The organism is Pseudomonas sp. efr-133-TYG-5 (genome assembly GCF_030209175.1).
Classification (GTDB): Bacteria; Pseudomonadota; Gammaproteobacteria; order Pseudomonadales; family Pseudomonadaceae; genus Aquipseudomonas.
The window spans coordinates 1224642-1248992 of the sequence record NZ_JARVSM010000001.1 but is presented as its reverse complement, the minus strand read 5'-3'; the positions used below and the strand labels follow the sequence as shown (position 1 = coordinate 1248992).

Genomic DNA, 24351 nt, shown 5'->3' with positions numbered 1-24351 from the left:
GTACAGGGTGTGGCGACTAGGGTAGGGCCCATGCCTGCGCTTGCCAAGGGGCGCTGCTCATTTGGATCAATAAGTTGTCAGTTACGGTCATTGAGTGACAGCGACGCGACTCTTAGTCTGTCGAACATGACTGACGGGGGACGCAGAGCTCCCGCACTTTTTCCGTGATCGCTCGTTGTGGAGTTACCGATGACCGCCGCTCATTACCCGCACCTGCTGGCCCCGCTGGACCTGGGATTCACCACGTTGCGCAACCGCACCCTGATGGGGTCGATGCACACCGGCCTGGAAGAGAAGCCGGGCGGTTTCGAGCGCATGGCGGCTTATTTTGCCGAGCGTGCCCGGGGCGGCGTCGGCCTGATGGTCACCGGCGGCATCGGCCCGAACGACGAGGGCGGGGTGTATTCCGGCGCGGCCAAGCTGACCACCGAAGAGGAAGCGCTCAAGCACCGCATCGTCACCCGTGCGGTGCATGATGCGGGCGGCAAGATCTGCATGCAGATCCTCCACGCCGGGCGTTACGCCTACAGCCCGAAACAGGTCGCGCCGAGTGCGATCCAGGCACCGATCAACCCGTTCAAGCCCAAGGAGCTGGACGAGGAAGGCATCGAGAAGCAGATCAGCGATTTCGTCACCTGTTCGCTGCTGGCACAGAGCGCCGAGTACGACGGCGTGGAAATCATGGGCTCGGAAGGCTACTTCATCAACCAGTTCCTCGCCGCCCACACCAACCACCGTACCGACCGCTGGGGCGGCAGCTACGAAAACCGCATGCGCCTGCCGGTGGAAATCGTCCGCCGCGTGCGCGAAGCGGTCGGCCCGAACTTCATCATCATTTTCCGCCTGTCCATGCTCGACCTGGTCGAGGGTGGCAGCACCTGGGAAGAGATTGTCCTGCTGGCCAAGGCCATCGAGCAGGCCGGCGCAACGATCATCAACACCGGCATCGGCTGGCACGAAGCGCGGATTCCGACCATCGCCACCAAAGTGCCGCGCGCCGCGTTCAGCAAGGTCACGGCCAAGCTGCGTGGCTCGGTGTCGATCCCGTTGATCACCACCAACCGCATCAATACCCCGGAAATCGCCGAGCAGATCCTTGCCGAAGGCGACGCCGACATGGTGTCGATGGCGCGCCCGTTCCTCGCCGACCCGGACTTCGTCAACAAGGCTGCCGAAGGCCGCGCCGACGAAATCAACACCTGCATCGGCTGCAACCAGGCCTGCCTCGACCATACGTTCGGCGGCAAACTCACCAGTTGCCTGGTCAACCCGCGCGCCTGCCACGAAACCGAACTCAACTACCTGCCGGTCAAGCAGATCAAGAAGATCGCCGTGGTCGGTGCCGGCCCGGCGGGTCTGTCCGCCGCTACCGTGGCCGCCGAGCGCGGGCATCAGGTGACGCTGTTCGATTCGGCCAGTGAAATCGGCGGCCAGTTCAACATCGCCAAACGCGTGCCGGGCAAGGAAGAGTTCTACGAGACGCTGCGCTACTTCAAACGCAAGTTGCAGACCACGCATGTCGAGGTGTGCCTGAACACCCGCGTCGACGTGGCGCAGCTGCTGGAGGGCGGCTATGACGAAATCATCCTCGCCACCGGCATCGCCCCGCGTGTCCCGGCCATTGCCGGCGTGGACAACCCCAAGGTGCTGAGCTATCTCGACGTGATCCTCGAGCGCAAACCGGTCGGCAAGCGCGTGGCCGTGATCGGCGCCGGCGGTATCGGTTTCGATGTCTCGGAATTCCTCGTTCATCAGGGCGTGGCCACCAGCCAGGATCGCGCCGCGTTCTGGAAAGAGTGGGGCATCGATAGCCACCTCGAAGCGCGCGGTGGCGTGGCCGGGATCAAGGCCGAGCCGCATGCGCCGGCCCGCGAAGTGTTCCTCCTGCAACGCAAGAAAACCAAGGTCGGCGACGGCCTCGGCAAGACCACCGGCTGGATTCACCGTACCGGCCTGAAGAACAAGCAGGTGCAGATGCTCAATAGCGTCGAATACCTGCAGATCGACGATCAGGGGCTGCATATCCGTATCGGCGAAACCGGCGAGCCGCAAGTGCTGGCGGTGGACAACATTGTCATCTGCGCCGGCCAGGATCCTCTGCGCGAACTGCACGATGGCCTGGTGGCCGCGGGGCAGAACGTTCATCTGATCGGTGGTGCCGACGTGGCGGCCGAACTGGATGCCAAGCGTGCAATCAATCAGGGTTCGCGCCTGGCCGCCGAACTCTGAGTACAACCCTGCAGGCGCTGCCAAAGGCTGCGCCTGCAGGATGTTGGGCTGCTGTTAGAATGGCTTTTTTCTGCTGCTGCGGCGCCCATGCTTGTTCCTTCCGACTGGCTCCCCCAAGCCCCCCTCGAACGACTGCAACTCGGCTGGCTCACTCACGCCGGCATCGACGTGGCGATCCTGCGCCTGGACCGCATCGACCCGCTGATCAGCGGCAACAAGTGGTTCAAACTCGTCGAACACCTCAAGGCCGCCGACCGCGCGGGTGCCGCCGGCATCATCAGCCTGGGCGGTGCGCACTCCAATCACCTGCATGCACTGGCGGCGGCGGGCAAGCGTCTGGGCTTCGCCACGGTCGGGCTGCTGCGCGGCCATCCGCAGGTCACCCCGACCGTGGCGGATCTGCAGGCGTTCGGCATGCAGTTGCACTGGCTGGGCTACGCCGGTTATCGCGCCCGTCACCAAGCGGATTTCTGGCAACCGTGGCAGGCGCTGTACCCGACGCTGCAGGCAGTGCCCGAGGGCGGTGGCGGCTGGCTGGGCGCGCAGGGCTGCACGGTGCTCAAGACACAGGTTGAGCAACAACTGCCGCGCCTCGGCTGGGATGATTTTCACGGCTGGTGGCTGGCCTGTGGCACGGGCACGACCCTCGCCGGGCTGGTTCTTGCCGAGGCCGGCGAGCGGCGGGTGTACGGCGCCCTGGCCGTGCCGGAGGATCATGGCGTAGCGCCGCAGGTCGAGGCGATTGTCCGTGAAGCCGGGCAGGCCAATCCGCGTTACCAGCTGATCGACGCCAGCCGTGGAGGATTCGCCAAGGTCGACGCGGCGTTGCTCGCGTTCATCGCGCAGAGCGAGCAGGTCAGCGGCGTGCCATTGGAGCCGCTGTACACCGGCAAAGCGCTGCTGGCACTGCGCCGGGAGGTCGAGGCGGGACGGTTCGCCCCTGGCACGCGGCTGGTCTTCGTCCACACCGGTGGCTTGCAGGGGCGTCGCGGTTTACCCCAGAGCGGCGAATGAGCCGCGCGAGCATCAGCCGCGCTTGGGCATCATCCGCAGCAACGTGTTATCGCCGACCACGTAGTGGTGATAAATCCCCGCCAGCGCATGCAGTCCGATGAGCCAGTAACCGAGGGTGCCGATCAGCACATGCCAGTGCTCGATCTGTTTGGCGAACGCCTTGTCCTCGTTCACCAGCAGCGGCAGATCGAAGCCGTAGAACATCACCTGATGGCCCTCGGCGCTGGTAATCAGCCAGCCGAGAATCGGCATGGCGATCATGAACAGGTACAGCGCCCAGTGCATCAGCCGCGCGAGCACGGTCTGCCAGTGCGGCGACGCCGGGAAGATCTGTGGCGCCGGCCCCAGGCTGCGGGCGAGCAGGCGAAACCACACCAGCACGAACACGGTCAGGCCGAGCATGTAGTGCACTTCACGGATCAGCGTGCGGCCACCGCTGCCCTTGGGAAAGACGCCGCGCAACTCCATGCTGGCGTAGACCAGCACCAACAGCACCAGCATCAGCCAGTGCAGCAGGATCGATACGGTGCTGTAGCGCGATTGCGAGCTTGTCCACGGCATACGGTGTTTCCTCACAGGTCCGGGCTGACGCGCGCCATTGCGCGCTGACCGCATGCTTTAACTGTAATCCGCTTTGGCGGATTTGCCCGACGCTGCTCGGCCTGTGAAAGGGCTGGATCAGGGCTTTGCCATAAAAAAACGCCAGTGTCGGCCGGACACTGGCGTTTTCTGTTTGCGGCGCAGACAGCGATCAGGCGCTTTGCGGCATCTCGCCGTTGGCCAGGCGCTTGTTGATGTCGGCGATAACGTCCGGCAGATCGCTGATGGTGTCGATCATGTAATGCGGCCGCGAGCCTGCAAACAGCGCGTGGATACGCGTGCGCTCGGCGGCCAGGGTGTCGCTGCTCAGCGCACGGAAGCCCTCGTAGTCCAGGCCCAGGGCGTTGCCGGAGCAGATCAGCGCCACGGTCCACATCCCGGCGCGACGGCCTTCGAGGATGCCCGGCACGGTGTCGTCGATCTTCACGCAGGCGGCGACATCGTCGATGCCCAGGGCAATCACGTTGGCCAGGGCCTGGGCCGGCCATGGGCGACCGTTGGGCACTTCGTCGGTGGCAACCACATGGTCGGCAACGTAGCCGTTGGTGGCGGCCAGTGCCACGACCTTGTCCATCACCTGCTTCGGATAGCCGGAGCACGAACCGATCTTGATCCCCTGCTGGCGCAGGCCGGCGATGGTTTCCAGTGCGCCGGGAATCAGCGCCGAGTGTTCGGCGATCTTCTCGATCTGCAGCGGCATGAAGCGGTTGTAGATGGCCGTGACATCGTCGTCGGTCGGATAACGGCCGAACGCCTTGCGATAACGCTCGGCAACCTGCGGCTGGTCGCACAGGGTGCGGATGTGGTCCCACTTGCCCATGCCCATCGGGCCGCGGGCTTCGTCGATGGACACCTGGACGTCGAATTCGGCGAAGGCTTCGACAAAAATCTGCGTTGGCGCGAAGGAACCGAAATCGACCACGGTGCCGGCCCAGTCGAGGATGGCGGCTTGCAGCTTGCTTGGGTTGGTGTAGTTCATGGCAATCAAAATCCTGAGTTGGTAATACAGCTCAAATGTGGGAGCGGGCTTGCTCGCGAATGCGCTGGCACATTCAACATTGATGGCGGCTGACACTCCGCCTTCGCGAGCAAGCCCGCGCCCACAGCAGATTGGTGGTGTTGTTCAGATCGCTGACACTTCCATCTCGCGCAGCACTTCACCCACCGCCGCAACGGCTTCGCGCATCTGCGCCGGGGTGACGTGGCCGATGCAGCCGACCCGGAAGGTTTCGACCTGGGTCAACTTGCCGGGGTAGAGGATGTAGCCCTTGGCCTTGACCCGCTCGTAGAAGTCCTTGAACTGGTAGCGCGGATCTTGCGGCGCATGGAAGGTGGCGATGATCGGTGCCTGGATCGCTGCGGGCAGGAAACTGCGCAGCCCCAGCTTCGCCATCTCTTCCATCAGCGCCTGGCAGTTGGCCGCGTAGCGCGCATGGCGGGCAGGCAGGCCGCCTTCTTCGTTGTATTGCAGCAAGGCTTCGTGCAGCGCGGCGACTACGTGGGTGGGCGGCGTGAAGCGCCACTGACCGGTCTTTTGCATGTAGGTGAATTGGTCGTAGAGGTCCATGGCCAGCGAATGCGAGTTGCCGGCGGCAGCGGCCAGGGATTGCTTGCGGGCGAAGACGAACCCCATCCCCGGCACGCCTTCCAGGCATTTGCCGGAGGCGGCGATCAGTGCATCGAACGGCACTTGCCGGGCATCCACCGGCAGTGCGCCGAAGGAACTCATGGCATCGATAATCAGGCGTTTGCCATGTTGCTCGACCACGGCGGCGATGTCCGCCAGCGGGTTGAGAATGCCGGTGCTGGTTTCACAGTGGATCAGCGCGACGTGAGTGATATCGCCGTCGGCACGCAGCAGCCGATCGACATCGGCCGCCGTGGTCGGCTCATCTTCGGCGGTTTCAAAGGTGCTGAACGCGCGGCCGAGCACTTCGCAGATCTTCGCCAGGCGCTTGCCGTAGGCGCCGTTGATCAGCACCAGTACTTTGCCGTCGCGCGGCACCAGGGTGCCGATGGCGGCTTCGACGGCAAAGGTGCCGCTGCCTTGCAGAGGCACGCAGTGGTGGGTCGCGGCGCCGTTGAGGATCGCCAACAGTTGCTCGCAGAGGCTGGCGGTCAGTTGGTTGAAGCGGTCATCCCACGAGCCCCAGTCGACCAGCATGGCCTGGCGGGTACGGGCCGATGTGGTCAACGGGCCGGGAGTGAGCAGGATGGGTGCGGCAGTACTCATTCGGGTGTCCTCGCGAAAGCGCTGTGGGATGAAGCTACGGGGCTTAAGTTGCAATTCGCCGAGCCATCAATCAAATTGTTTGTTGTTATGCCAGCCATCAGTGAGGGTTATTCATGAACCTGTTTCAGCTCCGCGCATTCGATGCCGTGGCCCGCGAGGGCAGCTTCACCCGCGCGGCGGCGCGGCTGTTCATCAGTCAGCCGGCGGTCACCGGTCACATCAAGGCGCTGGAAGAGCACTACCAGATCACCTTGCTGCGGCGCACCGCGCGTCGGGTCGAGCTGACCGAAGAGGGCACCAAACTGGCGGCCATCACCCGCGCGATGTTCGGTCTGGCCGAGGAGGCGCAGGCGCTGCTGGAAGCCAACCGGCAGTTGCTCACCGGTCGCCTGGAAGTCGCGGCGGACGGCCCGCACATGGTCATGCCGATGCTCGCCAGCCTGCGCGCACGGTATCCGGGGATCACGGTGAATCTGCGTCTGGGCAATGCTCAGGAAACCCTCGCCGCGCTGTTGTCGGAGCACGCGGACGTGGCGGTGCTGACCGAGGTGGAGCCGCGCAAGGGCCTGCATCTGCAAGCGTTGAGTCAATCGCGGATCTGCGCGTTGGTGCCGGCCGGGCATCCGTGGGCGACGCGCAGCGGTGAGGTCAGGCTCAAGGAGCTGGATCAGGTGATCATGGTGTTGCGCGAACCGAGTTCGATTACCCGGCGCACGTTTGATCAGGCCTGTGCGCAGGCCTCGGTGAGTCCACGGGTATTGCTCGAACTGGACAGCCGCGAGGCGGTGACGGAGGCGGTGGCGGCTGAGTTGGGGGTGGGGGTGGTGTCGTCGGTGGAGGTCAGCCATGACCCCCGTGTCGTCGCGATTCCCATTGCCGGAGACGGGCTGGTGAACCGGCACATGATCGGCTGCGTGGAGCGGCGGCGGGAGTTGCGATTGATTCAGGCGTTTTTCGGTCTCGCGCCGGCCTGATACTGCGAGTCAAGGCTATTCGCGAGCAGGCTCGCTCCCACATGGAATGCCTCTCTGCTGTGGGAGCAGGGTGGGTCCCAGATCGGCATGCCTTCAACTTTGGGGGACAGGCTGGGTACCCGATTAGAATGCCTTTCAACTGTGGGTGCAGGCTGGGTCCTAGATTGGAATACCCTTTCAACTGTGGGTGCAGGTTGGCTCCTAGATTGGAATGCCTTTCAACTGTGGGTGCAGGCTGAGTCCTAGATTGGAATGCCCTTTCAACTGTGGGTGCAGGTTGGCTCCTAGATTGGAATGCCTTTCAACTGTGGGTGCAGGTTGGCTCTCAGATTGGAATGTCTTTCAACTGTGGGAGCGAGCCTGCTCGCGAAGGGGGCAGGCCTGCCTACAGGAGGCTTTCGCGCACCATCTCGAGGAACGTCGCCACCACCCGCCGCGAACTCTGTTCACGCAGACACACCAATGTCTCGGTCAAGCGCCGGGTGCAATCGGTAATCGGCAACGCGCAGACCCGCGAGTCCGCGCCGAATTCCGCCGCCGACACCACCCCCACGCCGATCCCCACCACCACCGCCTCGCGCGCCGCTTCGCGGCCTTCGACCTGGATCGCCGGGCGGATGCGCAGACCGGCGCGGTCCATTTCTTCCTCGAGGGTCTGGCGGGTCACCGAACCATGCTCGCGCAGCACCAGCGGCGTGTCGTCGAGGTCGGCCAGGCAGATCGACGCGCGTTCGGCCCACGGGTGATGGCGCGAAACGAACGCCACCATCGGATCGTTGCGCAGCGGCACGCACAACAGACGTTCATCACTGACATCGCGGCCGAGCAGCGCCAGATCGGCCTGGTAGTTGAACAGGCGAAACAGCGATTCATCGGTGTTGCCGGTTTCGATCTTCACGCTGATCCCCGGGTAGCGCTCGCAGAAACGCGCGATCTGCGGCAGCACGTGTACCGGCGCGTCCACCGCCAGGATCAGGCTGCCGGTCTGCAAGGCCTGGGATTCCTGCAACAACTCCTGGGCCTCGGCTTCGATCACGAACAGGCGCTGAGTGATCGCCAGCAGGCGCTCGCCGAGATCCGTCAGGCGTACCGAACGCTTGTTGCGATGAAACAGCAACACGCCAAAACGCTCCTCGAGTTTGCGCACCTGGTCGGAAATCGCCGGTTGCGTCAGATAAAGACGCTCGGCGGCTTTGGTGAAGCTTCCATGCACGGCCACCGCGTGGAAGGCTTTGAGCTGGGAGTGGGAGACCGACATGCTGACTCCAGTAACAAGCTGGGCTTATGTGTGAAATACGATAAATCGATTTTATTTATTAAACAGTAATTGCTTTGATCGGCTCACGCCAGCGCTGAGCGCCCGTTCGGGGCTCCACACTGGCGATGAGCCTGTGCGTGCAACAGCAGGACTCATCTGACCGGTATCGCCGTAGGGACGGGGTGATATCGCAGTGCTCAACAATAAAAAACACAGGCGTTTACTTACCGATTCTGCCGGCACACTCACACCCTGAGGTCAGAACCACAATGAACAAGCACATCGGCACCATCGCGCGTTGGCGCGTGCAGATCTTCGCTGTCACCTGGCTCGCTTACGCCGCGTTCTATTTCACCCGCAAAGCTTTTTCGGTGGCCAAACTGGGCATCGCCGAAGACCCGACCTTCATGCTCGACAAAATGGCCATGGCCAACCTCGATGCGATCTACCTGGCGGCGTATGCCATCGGCCAGTTCACCTGGGGCATGCTCGCCGACCGCTTCGGCCCGCGGGTGGTGGTGCTCGGCGGCCTGCTGATTTCCGCCGCGGCGGCGCTGGTGATGGGCAGTTTCGCCACGCTGCCGATCTTCGCCACCTGCATGCTGGTCCAGGGCCTGGCGCAGTCCACCGGCTGGTCGGGGTTGTGCAAGAACCTCGGCAGCTTCTTCCCCGCCCAGCAGCGTGGGCGGGTGCTCGGTTTGTGGAGTTCCTGTTATGCATTCGGCGGTCTGGTGGCGTCGCCATTTGCCGGTTGGTGGGCGTATACGCTGATCGGCAGCTGGCACGCTGCATTCATTTCCAGCGCGGCGGTGGTCGCGGTGGTGGCGTTGCTGTTCTTTATCTTCCAGCGCAACAAGCCGGAAGACGTCGGCCTGCCGGCGGTGGAAGCGGAACCGCAGCTGAGCGCCGAGGAAACCGCAGCCAACAGCCAGCTCAGCGTGTGGGAGCCGTTGAAGGAAATCCTGCGCAACCGCACAGTGCTGGTGCTCGGTCTGGCTTACTTCCTGTTGAAACCGGCGCGCTACGCGATTCTGTTGTGGGGCCCGGTGATCGTTTTCGAGCAGATGCCCACCGTCGGCAAGGTGGGCGCGGCGATCATTCCCACGTCGTTCGAACTGGCCGGGCTGCTCGGGCCGATCATGATCGGCATGGCCTCGGACAAACTGTTCGGCGCGCGCCGCATGCCTGCCTGCGTGCTGAGTCTGCTGGCGCTGACCGTGACCCTGGCGCTGTTCATGGGTGCCTTGCATACCGGCAGTGTGGCGCTGGTGGTGGCGCTGCTGTTTGTCATGGGCCTGACCCTGTACGGCCCGGATTCGATGATCAGCGGCGCGGCGGCGATCGACTTCGGCAAGGCCAAGGCCGGCGCCACTGCGGCCGGCTTCGTCAACGGCTGCGGTTCGGTCGGTGCGGTGCTCGGTGGTCTGCTGCCGGGCTATTTCGACTCGGTGACGGTGTTCATCGTCTTCGCCGGGTGCGCAATGTTCTCGGCGCTGGTGCTGATTCCCCACTGGAACAGTCGCCCGGTCGGGGTCATGGAGCTCCGTGCCGCAGTGCCCAATCACGCCCTGACGATCAAACCCCTGCGTAACTGAACAACCTTGCCTCGCGGCCTGCTGCGGCGTTCGCGGCAGGCTGTGTCGTGGGCAACTGACGGGAGAATCCCATGAGACCTTTCTGGCTCGAGCAGGCCTTGCTGGCCGACGCGTGCGAACCCTGTCCGACGCTGCACGGCGAAGTACGCGCCGACGTGTGTATCGTCGGCGGTGGCTACACCGGGCTGTGGACGGCGATCATGCTCAAGCAGCAGAACCCGCAACTCGATGTGCGCCTGGTCGAGGCCGACATCTGCGGTGCCGGCGCCAGTGGCCGCAACGGCGGTTGCGCGCTGTCGTGGTCGGCCAAGTATTTCACTCTGGAACGTTTGTTCGGCGTGGCGGAGGCGGTGCGCCTGGTCAAGGAATCGGAACGCAGCATCCACGCCATCGGCGCGTTCTGCGAACAGTACGGCGTGGACGCCGACTACCGCCTCGACGGCACCTTGTACACCGCGACCAACCGCGCCCAGGTCGGCTCGACCGACGCGGTGATCGCCGCGCTGGAGCGGCACGGCATCAACTCGTTCACGCAACGGCCGCTCGCCGACGTGCAGCGCATGGCCGGTTCCACCAGGCACCTGGAAGGCTGGTTTTCCCCGGCCGCCGCCAGCGTGCAACCGGGCAAACTGGTGCGCGGTTTGCGTCGGGTGGCGCTGCAACTGGGGGTGACCATCCATGAAAACACGGCGATGACCGGCCTTGAGGAAGGCCGCCCGGCGCGCATTCACACCGCTGCGGGCTGTGTGGTCGCCGACCGCGTGGTGCTGGCGATGAACGCCTGGATGGCCCGGGCGTTCCCGCAGTTCGAACGCAGCGTGGCGATCGTTTCCAGCGACATGCTGATCACCGAGCCGCGCCCCGATCTGTTGCAGGCCATCGGTCTGACCAGTGGTGTGACCGTGCTCGATTCTCGGATCTTCGTGCACTACTACCACAACACCGCGGACGGCCGGATCATGCTCGGCAAGGGCGGCAACACCTTCGCCTACGGTGGGCGCATGCTGCCAGTGTTCGATCAGCCGTCACCGTATGCCGGGTTGCTCAAGCGCAGCCTGGCGGATTTCTTTCCGGCGTTCGCCGACGTCAAGGTCGACGCAACGTGGAACGGCCCGTCGGATCGTTCGGTCACCGGCCTGCCGTTTTTCGGCCAGATGAGTGCCAGCGGCAACGTGTTCTACGGCTTCGGCTACTCCGGCAGCGGCGTCGGCCCGTGTCACATGGGCGGACAGATTCTGGCGTCACTGGTGCAGGGGCTCGACAACCCGTGGACCCGTTCACCCCTGGTCAACGGCCCGCTGGGGTATTTCCCGCCCGAGCCGATGCGCTATCTCGGCTCGTTGCTGGTGCGCAATGCCATTCGCCGCAAGGAACGCGCCGAAGACCACGGGCGCCGGCCTCGGCCACTGGACGTGCGCCTGGCCAAATTCGCGGCGGCGGCGGGCAAGGCCGACAAAGCCTGAGCGCGCTCAGCGTCGGCCGGGGCTGCGCAACCAGTCGAGCAACAGGCTGTTGTCCGGCGTTGCGTGGTTGCTGCGCGGCGCCGGATCGTGGCCGGTGCCCAGGCATACGATGGGACGGTCCGGGTCGCTGTCGAGAAAACTCACCCACACGTCACTGCCGGCGCGCGGCAGCGCCGATGGGCTGAGGCGCCCGTCGGCGCTGGTGGCGGCAATCGGCAGGTACACAGGGGCGTCGTCGCCCGCCGTCAGCTGCGGCCACAACTGCACGGCGATACGGCCCTGATCGTCGAGCTGCGCCGGTTGTCCGGGTGGGCCGAGCACGCGCGCCAGGTGATAGCCGGGGATGTTCGGCCGCGGCTGTTGCAGCGCCGGGCGAAACTCGGTCGACCAGGGCAGGGCGGTGAACTCGTTGTGATACCGATGGCTGACCGGCGTTGGCTCGAGGATCGACGATTGCTGGCCCTGGTGGCGCAACTCGGTAATCAGCCATGGCTCGTTGAAAGACGCTACCGGGTGCTCCGTTACATGCAGCAAGCTCGCGCAGCGCAGTCCCGGACAGTCGCTGCGGCCCTGGACAAAACGGTACTGGCAGCGCTGCCGCTCCAACTGGCGGCGACTGCGGCGTTCGGCGTGGCGCTGTGCGCAGGACAGCCGCCGCGCGGTATCGGCAGGGTGGGCCAGGGGGTGATTGGCCGCCAATGGATCGGCGGCCGGCTGGCCGCGATTGCGAATGCCCGGCAGCGTCAGTGGCAAAGCGGCGTCATGGCGCTGGAACAGGCTACTGACAGCGGGGGCGTGGCCTTCCTGCAGGGGGTCGAAGGCCAGCAACCGCGGCTCTTGCGGCAGGCGCATATTGTCATCGGCGAACACCACGACATGGCCGTCGCTGCGATGCTCGAAGTGGTAGTGGATGCCTTCTTCCTCGCACAGGCGCTGCAACAACGCCAGGTCGCTTTCCTCGTACTGGATGCAGAAATCGCGCGGCGGGTAATGGCCGGGGCTGAGGTTGAGCTGATAGCTGTCGGCCGGCAGGTGATGTTCGTCCAGCAGTTGCTCGAGGATCTGCGCCACGCTGCGGTGCACCAGCACCCGGCGCCGCGGAGCAGCGTCGAGGACCTGCAGCGCCGGCACCAGTAGCAGGCGATAACTCAGGCGATGGCTGGCGCGGTGCTCGCAACTGGCGCTGTGGATGATGCCGTGAATCACGTGTTCGTCATCCAGGCGCAAACAGGCGCTCTGATGCAGCAACGTCGTCGGTGCCAGGGCGGGCGCGAGACCCAGCACTTCAATGTCGAAACGGAACGGCTGATTGAGCGCCTCCTGGCCGCTGAAACGCAGGACCGGCAGGCATAAACCGCCCGCGGTCAGGGTCAGGGTAAACGGACTTTCCTTGTCGTTGAGCATCGAACAGGCTCTGTCAGGCAATACGGGCGACAGAGGGTACGAAAACGCGCTGGGCAATGGTCATGTCAAAGCGACTTTTCAGAATCACCCTACAAGCTTTGGTGAATATGTCGATTCGGCGACGGATTTTTTGGTCGATTGCCGGGTTTAGGCCGTATAAACTTGGCGCCCATGCGTCGGCCAATAGATGTCTCGGCGCCACAGATCAAGAGAGTGAGTAATGGGCGCACAGTGGAAGGTTAAACACAAAGAAGCGGCAGCCAACGCCAAGGGGAAGATCTTCGGCAAACTGGTGAAGGAAATCACCATTGCTGCACGCAACGGTGCCGATACCGCCACCAACGCACACCTGCGTCTGGTGGTCGAACAGGCCAAGAAAGCCTCGATGCCCAAGGAAACCCTGGATCGCGCCATCAAGAAAGGCGCCGGCCTGCTCGGTGAGACCGTGCAGTACCACCGCGTGACCTACGAAGGTTTCGCCCCGCACCAGGTTCCGCTGATCGTCGAGTGCGTCACCGACAACATCAACCGCACCGTCGCGGAAATCCGCGTGGCCTTCCGCAAGGGTCAACTGGGCGCCTCCGGTTCGGTGGCCTGGGACTTCAACCACGTCGGCATGATCGAAGCGTCGCCGGACACCCCGGACGCCGATCCGGAAATGGCCGCGATCGAAGCCGGTGCCCAGGATTTCGAAGCGGGTGAAGAGGGTGCGACCCTGTTCCTGACCGATCCGACCGACCTCGACGCCGTGCAGAAAGCCCTGCCCGAGCAAGGCTTCACCGTGCTGTCGGCCAAGCTCGGCTACCAGCCGAAGAACCCGGTCAGCGGCCTGAGCGCCGAGCAGATGGCGGAAGTCGAAGCGTTCCTCGAAGGCCTCGACAACCATGACGACGTGCAGGACATGTTCGTCGGTCTGGCCGGCTGATCTGCCGCTGAACTGATCGGTGGCGAGGGCGCAGGCGTCCTTGCCACCGAGCGCGCCGCCGCTACAGCTCCTGCAGCTGTTGCAACACCTCACCGAAGCTCGGCCGCGCCAGCACCTGCGCCTGGCAGCAACGCTGTTGCAGCTGCTCCAGGGCCTCGCGCTGCTGATCGCTCAGCCCCGCGTCGATGCGCTCCAGCAATTCCCCCAGCAAAATCCCGAACGCCCGCACTTCGATGCGTTGCAGTGCGCGGGTTTCCGTGTTGTCCGTGGTGGCATGGAACGACGCCGCACCGAAGTCACCCAGCAGGCACTCGCCCTGATCGTTCAAGAGAATGTTGTGGCCGTACAGATCGCCATGGGTGATGCCGTGCTGATGCAGGTGTTCGGCCACCGAGGCAATGCCGCGGGCGATGCGCAACGCGACGTCGGCACTGAAGCGGCAATCCTCGGCGTACACATCCCGCGAGCATGACGCCAGGCTCGGCAGCGCGGCCAGATTGCGATAGCTCGGGTCGATCAGTTGCATCACCAGCCCTTGCTGGCCGTGCGGATGATTGCCGATCCGGCCTTCGACGCGGATCAGGTTCGGATGCAGTCCGGCGGTGATACAGGCATTCATTTCATGCAGCGGCGAGCCATCGCTGGTCATTTCGCCCTTGTACAGCTTGACCGCCACAGCCACCGCCGGTTGACCGGCGCGGTGCCATTGCGCCCGCGAAATCACTCCGGAGGCGCCTTCGCCCAGCCGCTGCTCCAGCTGCAATGACGCCCAGTCGATGAAAGGCGTGGCCTCCAGTGCAGCGGCGTCGGCCTCGGTTTCCAGCGGATTGCCGGCGTAGGCCAGCCAGGTCAGGCTCGGCAGGCTCAGCAGCCATTGCGGCAGTGCGCTCAGGCGGTTGGCGGCGATGCGAATCAGCTCCAGGCGATGGCAGTTGTGCAACGACGGCGGCAGCGCTTGCAGGCGATTGCCGGCCAGCATGAGTTTCTGCAGCAGCGGCCGTTCGCCGAGTTCCGTGGGCAGGCTTTCAATGGCGTTGTCGGTGAGGATCAGCCAGCGCAGCAGCGGCGGCAGGGCCGCGCCGGGCACGCGGGTGATGCCATTGGACTTGAAGCCGATCATGCTCAACGCCTGGCACTGCCCCAGGCATCGCGGCAGCTCGGTGAAACGGTTGTCGGAGCAGAACAGCACCCGCAGGCGGGTCAGCCGGTGCAGGTCATCGGGCAGGCTGCTCAGGGCATTGCCACTGAGGTTGAGGATCTCCAGGGTGTCGGCCAGCGCGAAAATCTCCGCGGGAAACTCGGTCAGGCCGCAGGACAGATCCAGGCGAGTGATGCCGGACAACTCGCCGGAGCGCAATTGAGCAAGGGTGTGCATGGACAGGCTCGCTGTGACGGAAGAAGGGCGCGCGGCGGCGCAAATGGCCGACATGATAGCGGCAGGCGGGCGATCAGCGCAGCGCTGCCGCTCGCAACCTCACGGCGCGTCGTGGACTTCCTGCAATTGCCCGAGCCGGCTGCGTGTGCGCGCCAGGTCGATGGCGTCGCCGCCGAGGCTTTCGCGCAGCGGCAGGCGACCGAGCAGGGTCAGGTGCTTGTCCTGGTCGTAGAGCACGTCAATCAGGTTGATGAAGCGCTGTTGCGCGGCAATCGAGCATGTGCCCAGTTCCGGCAGGTCGTCGATGATCCACTGGTCGAAGCGCCGGCACAGCTCCAGATAGTCCATCACTGCCGAGGGTTGCTCGCACAGGTCGCTGAAAGTGAAGCCGACCCGCCGCTCCGCGCACAGGCGGGCCTGGAAGTGGCGGGTGCCGACCGGCAGTGCCAGCGGCGGGGCATCCTGCGGCGGCAGGTTCAGGCGCTGGCGCTGTGCAGGCGTTGCCGGCCACACGTAGTGGCCCTGGGTAAACAGTTGATGCGCGTGGTTGCGCGCCTGACTGCGGTAATCGTGGGGGCCGCCGACTTCCATGACCTGCATGCGTGCGTTGATCAGGTCGATCACCGGTTTGAACCTGGCGTGATACAGCGGGTTGGGCAACAGGCCCTCGGGGGCGTAGTTGGACGTCACCAGCAGCAGGATGCCGCGCTTGAACAAGGCCTTGAACAAACGGGTGATGAGCATGGCATCGCCGATGTCATGCACATGGAATTCATCGAAACACAGCACCCGGCAATCTTCGAGCAGGGCGTCCAGGGTCGCGCCCAGCGCATCGTCGAGATGACGATGGCTGAACATGCCCTGATGCAATTGGGCGAAGAACTGATGGAAGTGCAGGCGGCGCTTCTGCTCGATCGGCAGGGCCTGGAAAAAACCGTCGAGCAGCCAGCTCTTGCCGCGCCCGACGGCGCCGTACAGGTACAGGCTCGGCGGGGTCTGGCGGCTTGCGCCGAGCAACAGGCTGGCCTGCTGGGCCATGCTGTCGATCACCCGCTGCTGGCTGTGGCTGAGGGTGTAGCCCTGGGCGTGCGCCTTGTGTCGGAAGTAATCGCGAATAGTCTGGGCATGGGCACAATGCCCCGCACGGGCCGGCGTACCTTTGCCGAACAGGCGGCGCAACACGGCCCAGCGTTGGGTCGCCAGCGAACGTTTGGGCGGTCGAGCGGGCACTGTCGGGTTTCTCCGTGGTGGTCTGGCCGGCTCCCCCGAGCGCGACGGCGTAGTTTAACCAGACGGATAGTTTGCCTTCCACCGCGGTTCGTCGACGGCAGGGCCGTGGCTGCACGCTGTTGTGCGGCGTGTATAGCTTTTTTCGGCGATATAGACGCTGTTCTGGCCAATCTTTCGAAACATATCCCGGCAGAAACCTGGATCCAATCGACTGGCGGATTCTTCGACCGTTGCTAACCTGAAACACAGTAACGCCACCGCCAGGGAATGCGAAAGTGAATGGGAGAGCGGTCTTGGGTCTGCTGGGGGTGCTGGTTGCGCCAGCCTACGCGGCGGATTTGCAGGTCGAAGTGCGGGTCGATGTGCAACGCGGTTGCCAGTTGATCGGCCAACAGCGCGAGGCCGGTATCGAACAGCTCGGTGTGCTCGATTTCGGCAGCACCGCGCGTCTCGACGATCCCGCCGGGTCACTCGGCGCGGCGCTGACCAACCAGCGTCTGCCGCGCCTGGAGTGTAACCCGGACACGCCGTATCAGATGCGGGTCGACGGTGGCCTGCACGGTGGTGTCGGCGAAGTGCGCTACATGGCCGGCGCAGTGGGGAGCAAGCCGATTCCGTACCGCTTGTACCAGGACGCCGCGCGGCGGCTGCCGCTGGTGGTGGATGTGCCGGTCAGCGGCCGGGTGCCGGACAGCGGCACGGTCGAGTTGCCGCTGTACGCGCGGATCGAACGGCTGGCCGAGGTGCCGCGGGTCAGCCGCTACTCGGATCTGGTCAAGGTGACGGTCACCTGGTGACGATTGCAAGCCGCCGGATACGGCTTGCGCAGGGAAGGGCGCTCAGCACTGAGCGCAATGGCTGGAGTGATCCTGAAGGAGTAGGACGGCAATGACAGGCAAGCACTGGCTGCTGATCGCCACGGGCACGCTGCTGTTGCTCACTGAAGACGCGCAAGCGGCGGTCAGCGGGCAGATCAATGCGCGGCTGACGCTGATGGCGGGCTGCGAAGTGACCAATTCCTCCAGCCCTGCGAGCCCGGTGGGCGATCTCGGCAAGCTGGATTTCGGCCAGCAGGGCCCGACCTGGAACGCGCCGATCAAGGCCAGTCTCGACTCCGCAGCCAGCGGCAAACTCAATGTGGCGTGCAACCCTTCGGTGACCGGTTTCACCGTGACCATCGATGGCGGCACCCATGGCGACGGCACTACCCGGCGCCTGAGCAACGGGCGTCAGACCATCCCCTATCAACTGTTTCTCGATGCCTCCGGCAGCCGCAGCTACAGCATCGGTCAACAACACAATTTCGCTGTCAGCAACGGTGCGCAGATACCCATCCCGGTATTTGGCTCGGTGGTGGCGAATACCCGCGCAGTACCGGCCGGTGTCTATACCGACACCCTGACGGTGACGCTCGATTGGTAAACCGTAGAGGAAGGACACCATGCGCAAGATTGCATCAAGGATCGGTTTGTCGCTGCTGGGCCTGACATTGGCCTCCAGCCTCAATGCCGCCACCACGGTCACCGGCCAGATCACCTCCAGCCTGACCCTGATCAGCAGTTGCCAGGTCAATGGCGCCGGTGGCTCCAGCGGCCTGAACTTCGGTGCGTTGAATTTCGGCACCGCCAACAGTCTGTTCACCACGGCGACCGGGCAGGTGTTGGGCGGGGGCGGCGGCGCGCTGTCGATTCTCTGCTCCAGCGGCACCACGCCGACGGTCAAGGTGCGCGCCGGGGCCAACGACGGCAAGTCGCCGGGCGGTACCCGCGCGCTGTACGACGGCGTCGCCAACTATGTGCCGTACGACCTCTACACCGATGCCGGCCACTCGCAGCTGCTGGCGATCGACGGGGTCATCAGCCTCGCCGCCAGTACCGGGGTGGCGCAGACCGTGAATATCTACGGCCAGGCGGTGGGCAAGGCCGGACTGCCGGCGGGGACCTACACCGACACCATTTCCGTCGAACTGACGTTCTAGCGCCATGGGCCGGCAGGGTTGTGCGGCACTGCTGATGCTCTGCGCCGGGAGTGTACCGCTGCCGCTGGCGGCAGTGACCAGCCAGAGCTTCCAGGTCAGCGCCACGATCACCCCGGGTTGCCTGGTGGTGGGCGGTGCGTCGAATTACGGCGGGTTGAACTTCGGCTCACGCTCGGCCCTGGCCACCGGTACGGTGCAGGTCGCGCTCACCGGTGGCGTGCAGTTGCAATGCACGCCGGGGGTGACGCTGAACATGAGCGTCGATGGCGGCCAGTACAACAGCAGCGGGCGGCACATGCAGCTCAACAGCGGCAGTGCGCGGGTGGCTTATGCGCTGTTTCGCGATGCGGCCTACAGCCAGAGCCTGGGCATCGGCCAGAGCGTAGCGGTGGCCTACAGCGATGCCAATAACATCAGCCTGCCGATCTACGGCCAGGTGCAGTTGCCGGGCAATCAGCCTGGGGGAACTTACAGCGATGTGTTGCAGGTGCAGCTGTCGTGGTGATGCGAGGTTTGAATTGCCGACAAGGAGCAGGTTTATGGGGTCATTCACGACAGGGCAAGCGCTGCGGCGCGGCATCCTGCTGGCGTTGCTCATGGGGGCGGCTGTCGGGGCGCAGGCCGCCAGTTCGGTGCTGATCTGGCCGATTGACCCGGTGCTGGAAGCCGACCAGCAGGCCAGTGCGTTGTGGCTGGAGAATCGCGGCAACGAAACCGCCAACCTGCAGATCCGCGTGTTCGGCTGGAGCCAGAACGGTTTCCAGGAGCAGTACCAGAACCAGCGCGACGTCATCGGCAGCCCGCCGGTGGCGAAGATCGAGCCGGGGCAGAAACAACTGGTCCGCCTGACCCGGACCAAGGCAGTGCCGCCGGGACAGGAACTGGCCTATCGGATCATCATCGACGAAATCCCTTCGGCCGAGGTGCCCAGCGCGGAGAACGGCAAGACCGCGGCCGCCATCCGCTTCCAGATGCGTTACTCGGTGCCGCTGTTCGCCTATGGCGCGGGGTTGTGGAGCAAGGAAGACGCCACGCGCCCACGCGATCCCAAGGGCATCGGCGTGCCGCAACTGAGCTGGCGCACGGTGACCGTGGACGGTCGGCCCTATGTGGAGGTGCGCAATCAGGGCGCGGTGCACGCCCGCCTGACCGATGTCGCGGTAAAACAGGGCGGGCAGAACAAACCGCTGGCCGAAGGCCTGCTCGGCTACGTCCTGCCGGGCGCGGTCATGCGCTGGCCGGCCCCCGGGCCACTGGCCGCGGATCCGGTGTTGCAGGGCCGGATCAACGGCACCGCGCAGGTGCAGAGCATCACCCCGGCACGCTGACAGGCCGGCGATTCGCCACGCGGGCCAACGGTCTCGCCACTCTGCACAAGGGCGGCAGCGGCTGAAGAGGTATCAGGAGGATTGAGTCCATTGACGGACGTACAGCGCTAATGAGCTCGGGATGGGCTCGCCGTATTCAGCGTCCGTTGTGGCTCATGACCGGCGCGTGTTGCCTGATGTTCAATCATCCATCCGGGGCCGGCGAACTGCCGCCGCCCCCCAGCGGCATGGAGGCCGTGAGCGATGCACAGTTGTTTCTCGAGCTGGTGGTCAATCAGATGAATACCGGGCGGGTGGTGGCGGTGGAGCAGCGGGGTGGGCGCCTGTTTCTGCCGGCCAGCGTCCTGCGCGACACCGGCATGATGCTGCCCGAGACGGTCGGCACCGAAGTCGACCTCGACAATCTGCCGGGACTGCACAGCGACTACGACAGTGTCGGCCAACGGCTGCTGCTCGATGTGCCGGTGCAGTGGCTGCCGGCGCAGTTCATCGGCAATCGCCAGGTGTATCCGCGCGCGCCGGCGCTGAGCAGTTTCGGCGCGCTGTTCAACTACGACCTGTACCTGAACGACACCGATGACGCCGGCACCTACCTGGCGGCGTGGAACGAAGTCCGGGTATTCGACAGCTGGGGCACCTTGTCCAACACCGGGCAGTATCGGCGCACGCTGTCGGGGGACGCGGTCAGCAGCCTGGACAACGGTTACCTGCGTTACGACACCACCTGGCGTTACTCCGACGATGAGCGAATGCTCACCTACGAGGCCGGTGACGTGATCAGCGGCGCCTTGCCCTGGAGCAGTTCGGTGCGCCTGGGTGGCGTACAGTTTTCCCGCGACTTCGCCGTACGCCCGGATCTGGTCACCTACCCGCTGCCGCAGTTCGCCGGGGAAGCGGCGGTGCCGTCGTCGGTGGATCTGTTCATCAACGGTTACAAGTCCAGCAGCGCCGATCTGCAGCCGGGGCCGTACACCCTGACCAATATTCCCTTCATCAACGGTGCCGGCGAGGCGGTGGTGGTGACCACCGATGCGCTGGGGCGGCAGGTGTCGACCACCGTGCCGTTCTACGTCACCAGCAACCTGCTGCAAAAAGGCCTGAGCGATTTCTCGATCGCCGCCGGGACCTTGCGCCGCGACTACGGCCTGAAGGATTTCAGTTACGGCCCGGGGGTCAGCTCGGGCAGTGCGCGCTACGGTGTCAGCGACAGCTTCACCCTCGAAGGTCACGCTGAAGCGGCCGATTCGCTGACCCTGGGCGGCCTCGGCGGCAATCTGCGCCTGGGCAATTTCGGCGTGCTCAACAGCGCAGTCAGCCAGAGCCGTTTCGCCGGCGACGCGGGCCAGCAACTGAGCCTCGGTTACCAATACAACAGCCAGCGCTACAGCTTTTCCTACCAACGCCTGCAACGCCGCGACCAGTATGCCGACCTGAGCGTGGTCGACAGTCCGTACATGAACCTCAGCCGCCGCAGCGAGCAGGCAACGCTGAGCCTCAACCTCGAGCGCTGGGGCAGCCTCGGTGCCGGCTATTTCGACATTCGCGCCGCCGACGATACGCGCACCCGCCTGGTCAACCTGAGCTGGAGTAAACCGCTGTGGCGCAACAGCAGTTTCTACCTGTCGGCCAACCGCGAAATCGGTGACAGCAACTGGGCGCTGCAGGCGCAACTGGTGATCCCGTTCGATCTGCGCGGAAGCCTCGCGATCAGCAGCGAACGCAGCAAGAACGGCCAGTCGCAGCAACGGCTCAACTACAGCCGCGCGGTACCGTCCGAGGGCGGGGTGGGATTCAATCTGGGCTACGCCAAGGGCGACGGCGCCGATTATCGCCAGGCCGACCTGACCTGGCGCCTGCAATCGGTGCAACTGCAGGCCGGGGTCTACGGCACTTCCGCGGCCGAAACCCGCTGGGCCGATGCCAGTGGCTCGCTGGTGTGGATGGACCAGCAGGTGTTCGCCGCCAATCGCATCGACGACGCCTTTGTCGTGGTCAGCACCGATGGCTACGCCGATATTCCAGTGCGCTACGAAAACCAGCAGGTCGGCCAGACCGATCGCAACGGCCACTTGCTGGTGCCATGGAGCAGCGCCTACTACCGCGGCAAATACGAAATCGATCCGCTGAACCTGCCGGCCAACGTGCGCAGTCCGAACGTCGAGCAGCGCGTCGCCGTGCGCCGCGGCAGTGGCTACCTGCTGGAGTTTGCGCTGAGCCGGGTGGTCGCCGCGAGCATTGTGCTGGTGGACGCGCAACAGCATGAATTGGCGCTGGGCAGTGGCGTGCTGCACGAGCAGAGCGGCACCCACACGGTGGTCGGCTGGGACGGTCTGGTCTATCTGGAAAACCTCCAGGCGCAGAACTCGCTGCGGGTCACGCTCGCCGATGGCAAGACCTGCCAGGCGCAGTTCAACGTCGATATGCAGCAGGATCAGGTGCCGCTGATCGGGCCGTTGGTGTGTCAATGAACCGCGCGCGGCTCTGCCTGTGGCTGGCGCTGCTGGTGCCGGGAGCGGCGCAGGCGTTGTGTTCGGTGGTCAGCACCACGCCGGCGGCGTTCGGTTCGATCAGTTCGATTGCCGTGCGTACCACCTCGCAGCCCAGCTCTACGCTCAACGGTGGCTTGAGTTGCACCGGATCACTGCTGACCCTGCTCAGCAGCAGCGATCACTTCTACGCCACCGTCACCTCGACGCAGAGCGGCCTGGTCGGGCCGACCGGCGATGTCATCGGCTACACCGTTTACGCCAATAACAGCACCAGTTATCCGCTGACTCGCGGCAGTGCCTACGATTTCGCCCGCAACGGCATCATCGATGCGCTGGGGCTGCTCGGCGGTACGGTGCCGAAAACCGTGCCGCTGTATTTCGCCACCACGATTGGCAGCAACGTCGCGGCGGGGGTGTACAGCGAAACCCTGAGCATCTTCTGGAACTGGAACTACTGCTCGGGGATCGGCGTCGGCGGACTTTGCCTGGGCCGTGACGTCAACAACGGCACCACCACCCTGACGATCAATCTGACCGTGGCCAACGACTGCACCATCACCGCGCCGAATATCGCCTTCGGTAGCGCTCCGGTGGTCAGCGCCTTCACCCCGGTAACGGGGCAGACCATCAACCTTGCCTGCACCAAGGGCAGCGCCTACACCGTGGGCCTGGGCGACGGGCAGAACCCGGTGAGTGCCGGCGGCCGGCGGCGCATGGTTGCCGCTGGCAATTACCTGGCCTACGACATCTTCAAAAGCGCCGGGACCACGCGTTGGGGCAGTGTCGGCGCCGCGCGCCGGGCGAGCACCGACGCCGAAGTCAATCCGGGCAACGGCTTGGGTACCGGCAGCCAGATCTTCAACTACAACGCGAAGATCTACACCGACCAAGCCACCCCGCCGGCCGGCACCTACCTGGACAATGTGGTGCTCGACGTGGGTTTCTGAGCGCGCCGGCAGGGCGAATTTCCCAGGGCAGGCAGCCGACGCCGCGGGTTTCAGAATGGCAGAGACTGTTTGAGCTGTTGTGCCGCCGGTGAGCCAGCGGGGCTGACCAGCGCGTAGTTGTAGCCGCCCCCCGACCAGTAATCGGCCTGCAGGTCACCGTCGTTGCGACTGCCGCGCGGCAGGAAGGTGTTTTTCGGTCCCGGCGGGCGCACATAGAAGCTGATCTTGTGGCCGCCGCGATCCTCGTACATGACCATCGCCGCCGCGCCCTCATCGGTGCTGAGCAGGCGTGCACTGACCGGTTGAAACCCGGCTGCGCTCAGATCCGGCAGGCGGCTGGCGCGGCTGAAGTAGCGGTCCAGCCATTGCTGCAGGCCGCCATCGCTGGCCGTGTAGTCCGCCGGCAGCAGGCCTTGCTGGGCGATCAGGCGATAGGCCTGCAAGGCGTCGGTCATGGGCGCGGGCGCGTGCACCAGGGTCATCTCGCGGGCTTGCCAGCCACTGAAGCCACCGACGCCGACCGCCACGAGCAAGACGGCGGCGCTGGCCAGGTGCCGCCGTGACTGGCGCTTGAGGCGTCGGCGAATCATGGCCGGATCGAGATCGGCATTGACCGGTTGTTGCAGCGCACCGCCAAGCGCCGCGCGCAGTTGTTGCGCGTCGTGTTGCCAGGCGCGCACTTGCACAGCGGTGTCCGGATGACTGGCCAGCCAGGTGTCGAGCAGGCGTCGGTCGGCCTCGCTGAGCTGGTGGTCGACGTAAGCGTGCAGGTCACGCTCGCTGGGAGGCAGGCTGATCATTTGAGTCTCCGCAGGGAAGGGCTGCTGATTTCGCCGTCGCTGAGCTGGCGCAGCGCCTGACGAGCGCGGGACAGGCGCGACATGACGGTGCCGGTGGGCACCTCGAGGATTTGCGCGACGTCCTTGTAGCTCAGGCCTTCCACCGAAACCATCAGCAGCAGGGCGCGCTGCTCGGTGGGCAGGCGGTCGAAGGCTTGCAGGGTCGACTGGGCGATGACCGTGCGCTCCACCGAGGGTTCGGCGTCGTCGCGGCCGGTGAAGAATTCGAGCATTCGCGCGTAACGTCGCGAACGCCGATTGGCGTCGAGGAACTGCCGATAGAGGATCGCGAACAGCCAGGCGCGCAGGTCACCCTCGGCGCGCCTGGCGGCCCAGCTCGACAAGGCCCGCTCCAGGCTGGCCTGCACCAGATCGTCGGCGCTGCTGCCGTTGCGCGTCAGCGACAGCGCGAAGCGGCGCAGTCTGGGAATGATTTCACGCAGTTGTTCGTCGATTTCGCTCATGAAGTT

At 64.8% G+C, this 24351-nt stretch carries 22 protein-coding genes; 13 read left to right on the top strand and 9 right to left on the bottom strand.

Going from position 1 to position 24351, the window contains the following annotated elements:
• The first annotated feature begins 189 nt into the window (after positions 1 to 189).
• Positions 190 to 2229, top strand: a complete 2040-nt coding sequence (locus QRN70_RS05625) for an NADPH-dependent 2,4-dienoyl-CoA reductase (RefSeq protein WP_285416231.1) — start codon at positions 190 to 192, stop codon at positions 2227 to 2229.
• Positions 2230 to 2316: 87 nt separating this feature from the next.
• Entirely contained in the window at positions 2317 to 3243 is a 927-nt protein-coding gene (locus QRN70_RS05620) for a 1-aminocyclopropane-1-carboxylate deaminase/D-cysteine desulfhydrase (RefSeq protein ID WP_285416229.1), read from the top strand.
• Positions 3244 to 3255: 12 nt separating this feature from the next.
• On the opposite strand, the gene QRN70_RS05615 is transcribed toward QRN70_RS05620, so the two are convergent.
• The 3 genes from QRN70_RS05615 to QRN70_RS05605 form a co-directional block, all read right to left on the bottom strand.
• Entirely contained in the window at positions 3256 to 3804 is a 549-nt protein-coding gene (locus tag QRN70_RS05615; RefSeq protein WP_285416228.1) for a cytochrome b, read from the bottom strand.
• Between the two features lie 190 nt (positions 3805 to 3994).
• Positions 3995 to 4822 (bottom strand): phosphonoacetaldehyde hydrolase, encoded by an 828-nt coding sequence (gene phnX, locus QRN70_RS05610; protein WP_285416225.1) that lies wholly within the window; start codon positions 4820 to 4822, stop codon positions 3995 to 3997.
• A 144-nt stretch (positions 4823 to 4966) separates the two neighbouring features.
• Positions 4967 to 6076: a 2-aminoethylphosphonate--pyruvate transaminase gene (locus QRN70_RS05605; protein ID WP_285416224.1), complete on the bottom strand. Its 1110-nt coding sequence runs from the start codon at positions 6074 to 6076 to the stop codon at positions 4967 to 4969.
• A gap of 113 nt (positions 6077 to 6189) precedes the next feature.
• On the opposite strand from QRN70_RS05605, the gene QRN70_RS05600 reads away from it, so the two are divergent.
• Complete coding sequence (locus tag QRN70_RS05600) at positions 6190 to 7050, top strand: LysR substrate-binding domain-containing protein (protein WP_285416223.1); 861 nt, start codon at positions 6190 to 6192, stop codon at positions 7048 to 7050.
• 385 nt (positions 7051 to 7435) lie between these two features.
• Here the strand turns inward: QRN70_RS05600 and QRN70_RS05595 are convergent, their stop codons facing one another.
• Entirely contained in the window at positions 7436 to 8308 is an 873-nt protein-coding gene (locus QRN70_RS05595) for a LysR family transcriptional regulator (RefSeq protein WP_285416221.1), read from the bottom strand.
• 269 nt (positions 8309 to 8577) lie between these two features.
• Here QRN70_RS05595 and QRN70_RS05590 point away from each other — a divergent pair, with 269 nt between their 5' ends.
• Both QRN70_RS05590 and QRN70_RS05585 read left to right on the top strand, forming a co-directional pair.
• A complete protein-coding gene (locus QRN70_RS05590) occupies positions 8578 to 9903 on the top strand; it encodes an MFS transporter (protein WP_285416220.1) in 1326 nt (441 codons plus the stop codon).
• Positions 9904 to 9974: 71 nt separating this feature from the next.
• On the top strand, positions 9975 to 11366 hold the full coding sequence (locus tag QRN70_RS05585) for an FAD-dependent oxidoreductase (RefSeq protein WP_285416219.1): 1392 nt from the start codon (positions 9975 to 9977) through the stop codon (positions 11364 to 11366).
• Between the two features lie 6 nt (positions 11367 to 11372).
• Here QRN70_RS05585 and QRN70_RS05580 read toward each other — a convergent pair whose 3' ends face one another.
• Positions 11373 to 12770, bottom strand: a complete 1398-nt coding sequence (locus QRN70_RS05580) for a type VI secretion system Vgr family protein (RefSeq protein WP_285416217.1) — start codon at positions 12768 to 12770, stop codon at positions 11373 to 11375.
• Between the two features lie 220 nt (positions 12771 to 12990).
• Between QRN70_RS05580 and QRN70_RS05575 the strand changes: the two genes are divergently transcribed.
• On the top strand, positions 12991 to 13695 hold the full coding sequence (locus QRN70_RS05575) for a YebC/PmpR family DNA-binding transcriptional regulator (RefSeq protein WP_285416216.1): 705 nt from the start codon (positions 12991 to 12993) through the stop codon (positions 13693 to 13695).
• Positions 13696 to 13756: 61 nt separating this feature from the next.
• Here QRN70_RS05575 and QRN70_RS05570 read toward each other — a convergent pair whose 3' ends face one another.
• Together QRN70_RS05570 and zapE are read right to left on the bottom strand one after the other, a co-directional pair.
• A complete protein-coding gene (locus QRN70_RS05570; RefSeq protein WP_285416215.1) occupies positions 13757 to 15070 on the bottom strand; it encodes a protein kinase in 1314 nt (437 codons plus the stop codon).
• A gap of 99 nt (positions 15071 to 15169) precedes the next feature.
• The gene (zapE, locus tag QRN70_RS05565) at positions 15170 to 16300 is read right to left on the bottom strand and encodes a cell division protein ZapE (protein ID WP_285416213.1); all 1131 of its coding nucleotides are present in this window, start codon (positions 16298 to 16300) and stop codon (positions 15170 to 15172) included.
• A 275-nt stretch (positions 16301 to 16575) separates the two neighbouring features.
• Between zapE and QRN70_RS05560 the strand changes: the two genes are divergently transcribed.
• The 7 genes from QRN70_RS05560 (at position 16576) to QRN70_RS05530 (ending at position 23042) form a co-directional block, all read left to right on the top strand.
• Entirely contained in the window at positions 16576 to 17097 is a 522-nt protein-coding gene (locus tag QRN70_RS05560; RefSeq protein ID WP_285416211.1) for a Csu type fimbrial protein, read from the top strand.
• A gap of 91 nt (positions 17098 to 17188) precedes the next feature.
• Positions 17189 to 17722: a Csu type fimbrial protein gene (locus QRN70_RS05555; RefSeq protein ID WP_285416209.1), complete on the top strand. Its 534-nt coding sequence runs from the start codon at positions 17189 to 17191 to the stop codon at positions 17720 to 17722.
• A gap of 19 nt (positions 17723 to 17741) precedes the next feature.
• Complete coding sequence (locus QRN70_RS05550) at positions 17742 to 18278, top strand: Csu type fimbrial protein (RefSeq protein WP_285416208.1); 537 nt, start codon at positions 17742 to 17744, stop codon at positions 18276 to 18278.
• Positions 18279 to 18282: 4 nt separating this feature from the next.
• Positions 18283 to 18783: a Csu type fimbrial protein gene (locus QRN70_RS05545; RefSeq protein ID WP_285416207.1), complete on the top strand. Its 501-nt coding sequence runs from the start codon at positions 18283 to 18285 to the stop codon at positions 18781 to 18783.
• Between the two features lie 34 nt (positions 18784 to 18817).
• Entirely contained in the window at positions 18818 to 19606 is a 789-nt protein-coding gene (locus QRN70_RS05540) for a fimbrial biogenesis chaperone (protein ID WP_285416205.1), read from the top strand.
• Between the two features lie 110 nt (positions 19607 to 19716).
• Positions 19717 to 22074 carry a fimbria/pilus outer membrane usher protein gene (locus QRN70_RS05535; RefSeq protein ID WP_285416204.1) on the top strand — a complete coding sequence of 786 codons (2358 nt, stop codon included), beginning with the start codon at positions 19717 to 19719 and terminating at the stop codon, positions 22072 to 22074.
• Complete coding sequence (locus QRN70_RS05530) at positions 22071 to 23042, top strand: Csu type fimbrial protein (RefSeq protein ID WP_285416202.1); 972 nt, start codon at positions 22071 to 22073, stop codon at positions 23040 to 23042. Before QRN70_RS05535 ends, QRN70_RS05530 begins: the two co-directional genes overlap by 4 nt.
• A gap of 50 nt (positions 23043 to 23092) precedes the next feature.
• Here QRN70_RS05530 and QRN70_RS05525 read toward each other — a convergent pair whose 3' ends face one another.
• Positions 23093 to 23842, bottom strand: a complete 750-nt coding sequence (locus tag QRN70_RS05525; protein WP_285416201.1) for an anti-sigma factor family protein — start codon at positions 23840 to 23842, stop codon at positions 23093 to 23095.
• A complete protein-coding gene (locus QRN70_RS05520) occupies positions 23839 to 24345 on the bottom strand; it encodes a sigma-70 family RNA polymerase sigma factor (protein WP_285416200.1) in 507 nt (168 codons plus the stop codon). The genes QRN70_RS05525 and QRN70_RS05520 overlap by 4 nt, the downstream gene beginning before the upstream one ends.
• Between the last annotated feature and the right edge of the window lie 6 nt (positions 24346 to 24351).

Coding starts and splice junctions, on each gene's coding strand:
- QRN70_RS05570 (WP_285416215.1), bottom strand. CDS start 15,070: ATGCACACCCTTGCTCAATTGCGCTCCGGCGAGTTGTCCGGCATCACT.
- QRN70_RS05595 (WP_285416221.1), bottom strand. CDS start 8,308: ATGTCGGTCTCCCACTCCCAGCTCAAAGCCTTCCACGCGGTGGCCGTG.
- phnX (WP_285416225.1), bottom strand. CDS start 4,822: ATGAACTACACCAACCCAAGCAAGCTGCAAGCCGCCATCCTCGACTGG.
- QRN70_RS05575 (WP_285416216.1), top strand. CDS start 12,991: ATGGGCGCACAGTGGAAGGTTAAACACAAAGAAGCGGCAGCCAACGCC.
- QRN70_RS05605 (WP_285416224.1), bottom strand. CDS start 6,076: ATGAGTACTGCCGCACCCATCCTGCTCACTCCCGGCCCGTTGACCACA.
- QRN70_RS05540 (WP_285416205.1), top strand. CDS start 18,818: ATGGGGTCATTCACGACAGGGCAAGCGCTGCGGCGCGGCATCCTGCTG.
- QRN70_RS05615 (WP_285416228.1), bottom strand. CDS start 3,804: ATGCCGTGGACAAGCTCGCAATCGCGCTACAGCACCGTATCGATCCTG.
- QRN70_RS05525 (WP_285416201.1), bottom strand. CDS start 23,842: ATGATCAGCCTGCCTCCCAGCGAGCGTGACCTGCACGCTTACGTCGAC.
- QRN70_RS05590 (WP_285416220.1), top strand. CDS start 8,578: ATGAACAAGCACATCGGCACCATCGCGCGTTGGCGCGTGCAGATCTTC.
- QRN70_RS05600 (WP_285416223.1), top strand. CDS start 6,190: ATGAACCTGTTTCAGCTCCGCGCATTCGATGCCGTGGCCCGCGAGGGC.
- QRN70_RS05530 (WP_285416202.1), top strand. CDS start 22,071: ATGAACCGCGCGCGGCTCTGCCTGTGGCTGGCGCTGCTGGTGCCGGGA.
- QRN70_RS05520 (WP_285416200.1), bottom strand. CDS start 24,345: ATGAGCGAAATCGACGAACAACTGCGTGAAATCATTCCCAGACTGCGC.
- QRN70_RS05550 (WP_285416208.1), top strand. CDS start 17,742: ATGCGCAAGATTGCATCAAGGATCGGTTTGTCGCTGCTGGGCCTGACA.
- QRN70_RS05585 (WP_285416219.1), top strand. CDS start 9,975: ATGAGACCTTTCTGGCTCGAGCAGGCCTTGCTGGCCGACGCGTGCGAA.
- QRN70_RS05580 (WP_285416217.1), bottom strand. CDS start 12,770: ATGCTCAACGACAAGGAAAGTCCGTTTACCCTGACCCTGACCGCGGGC.
- QRN70_RS05535 (WP_285416204.1), top strand. CDS start 19,717: ATGAGCTCGGGATGGGCTCGCCGTATTCAGCGTCCGTTGTGGCTCATG.
- QRN70_RS05625 (WP_285416231.1), top strand. CDS start 190: ATGACCGCCGCTCATTACCCGCACCTGCTGGCCCCGCTGGACCTGGGA.
- QRN70_RS05545 (WP_285416207.1), top strand. CDS start 18,283: ATGGGCCGGCAGGGTTGTGCGGCACTGCTGATGCTCTGCGCCGGGAGT.
- QRN70_RS05620 (WP_285416229.1), top strand. CDS start 2,317: ATGCTTGTTCCTTCCGACTGGCTCCCCCAAGCCCCCCTCGAACGACTG.
- QRN70_RS05555 (WP_285416209.1), top strand. CDS start 17,189: ATGACAGGCAAGCACTGGCTGCTGATCGCCACGGGCACGCTGCTGTTG.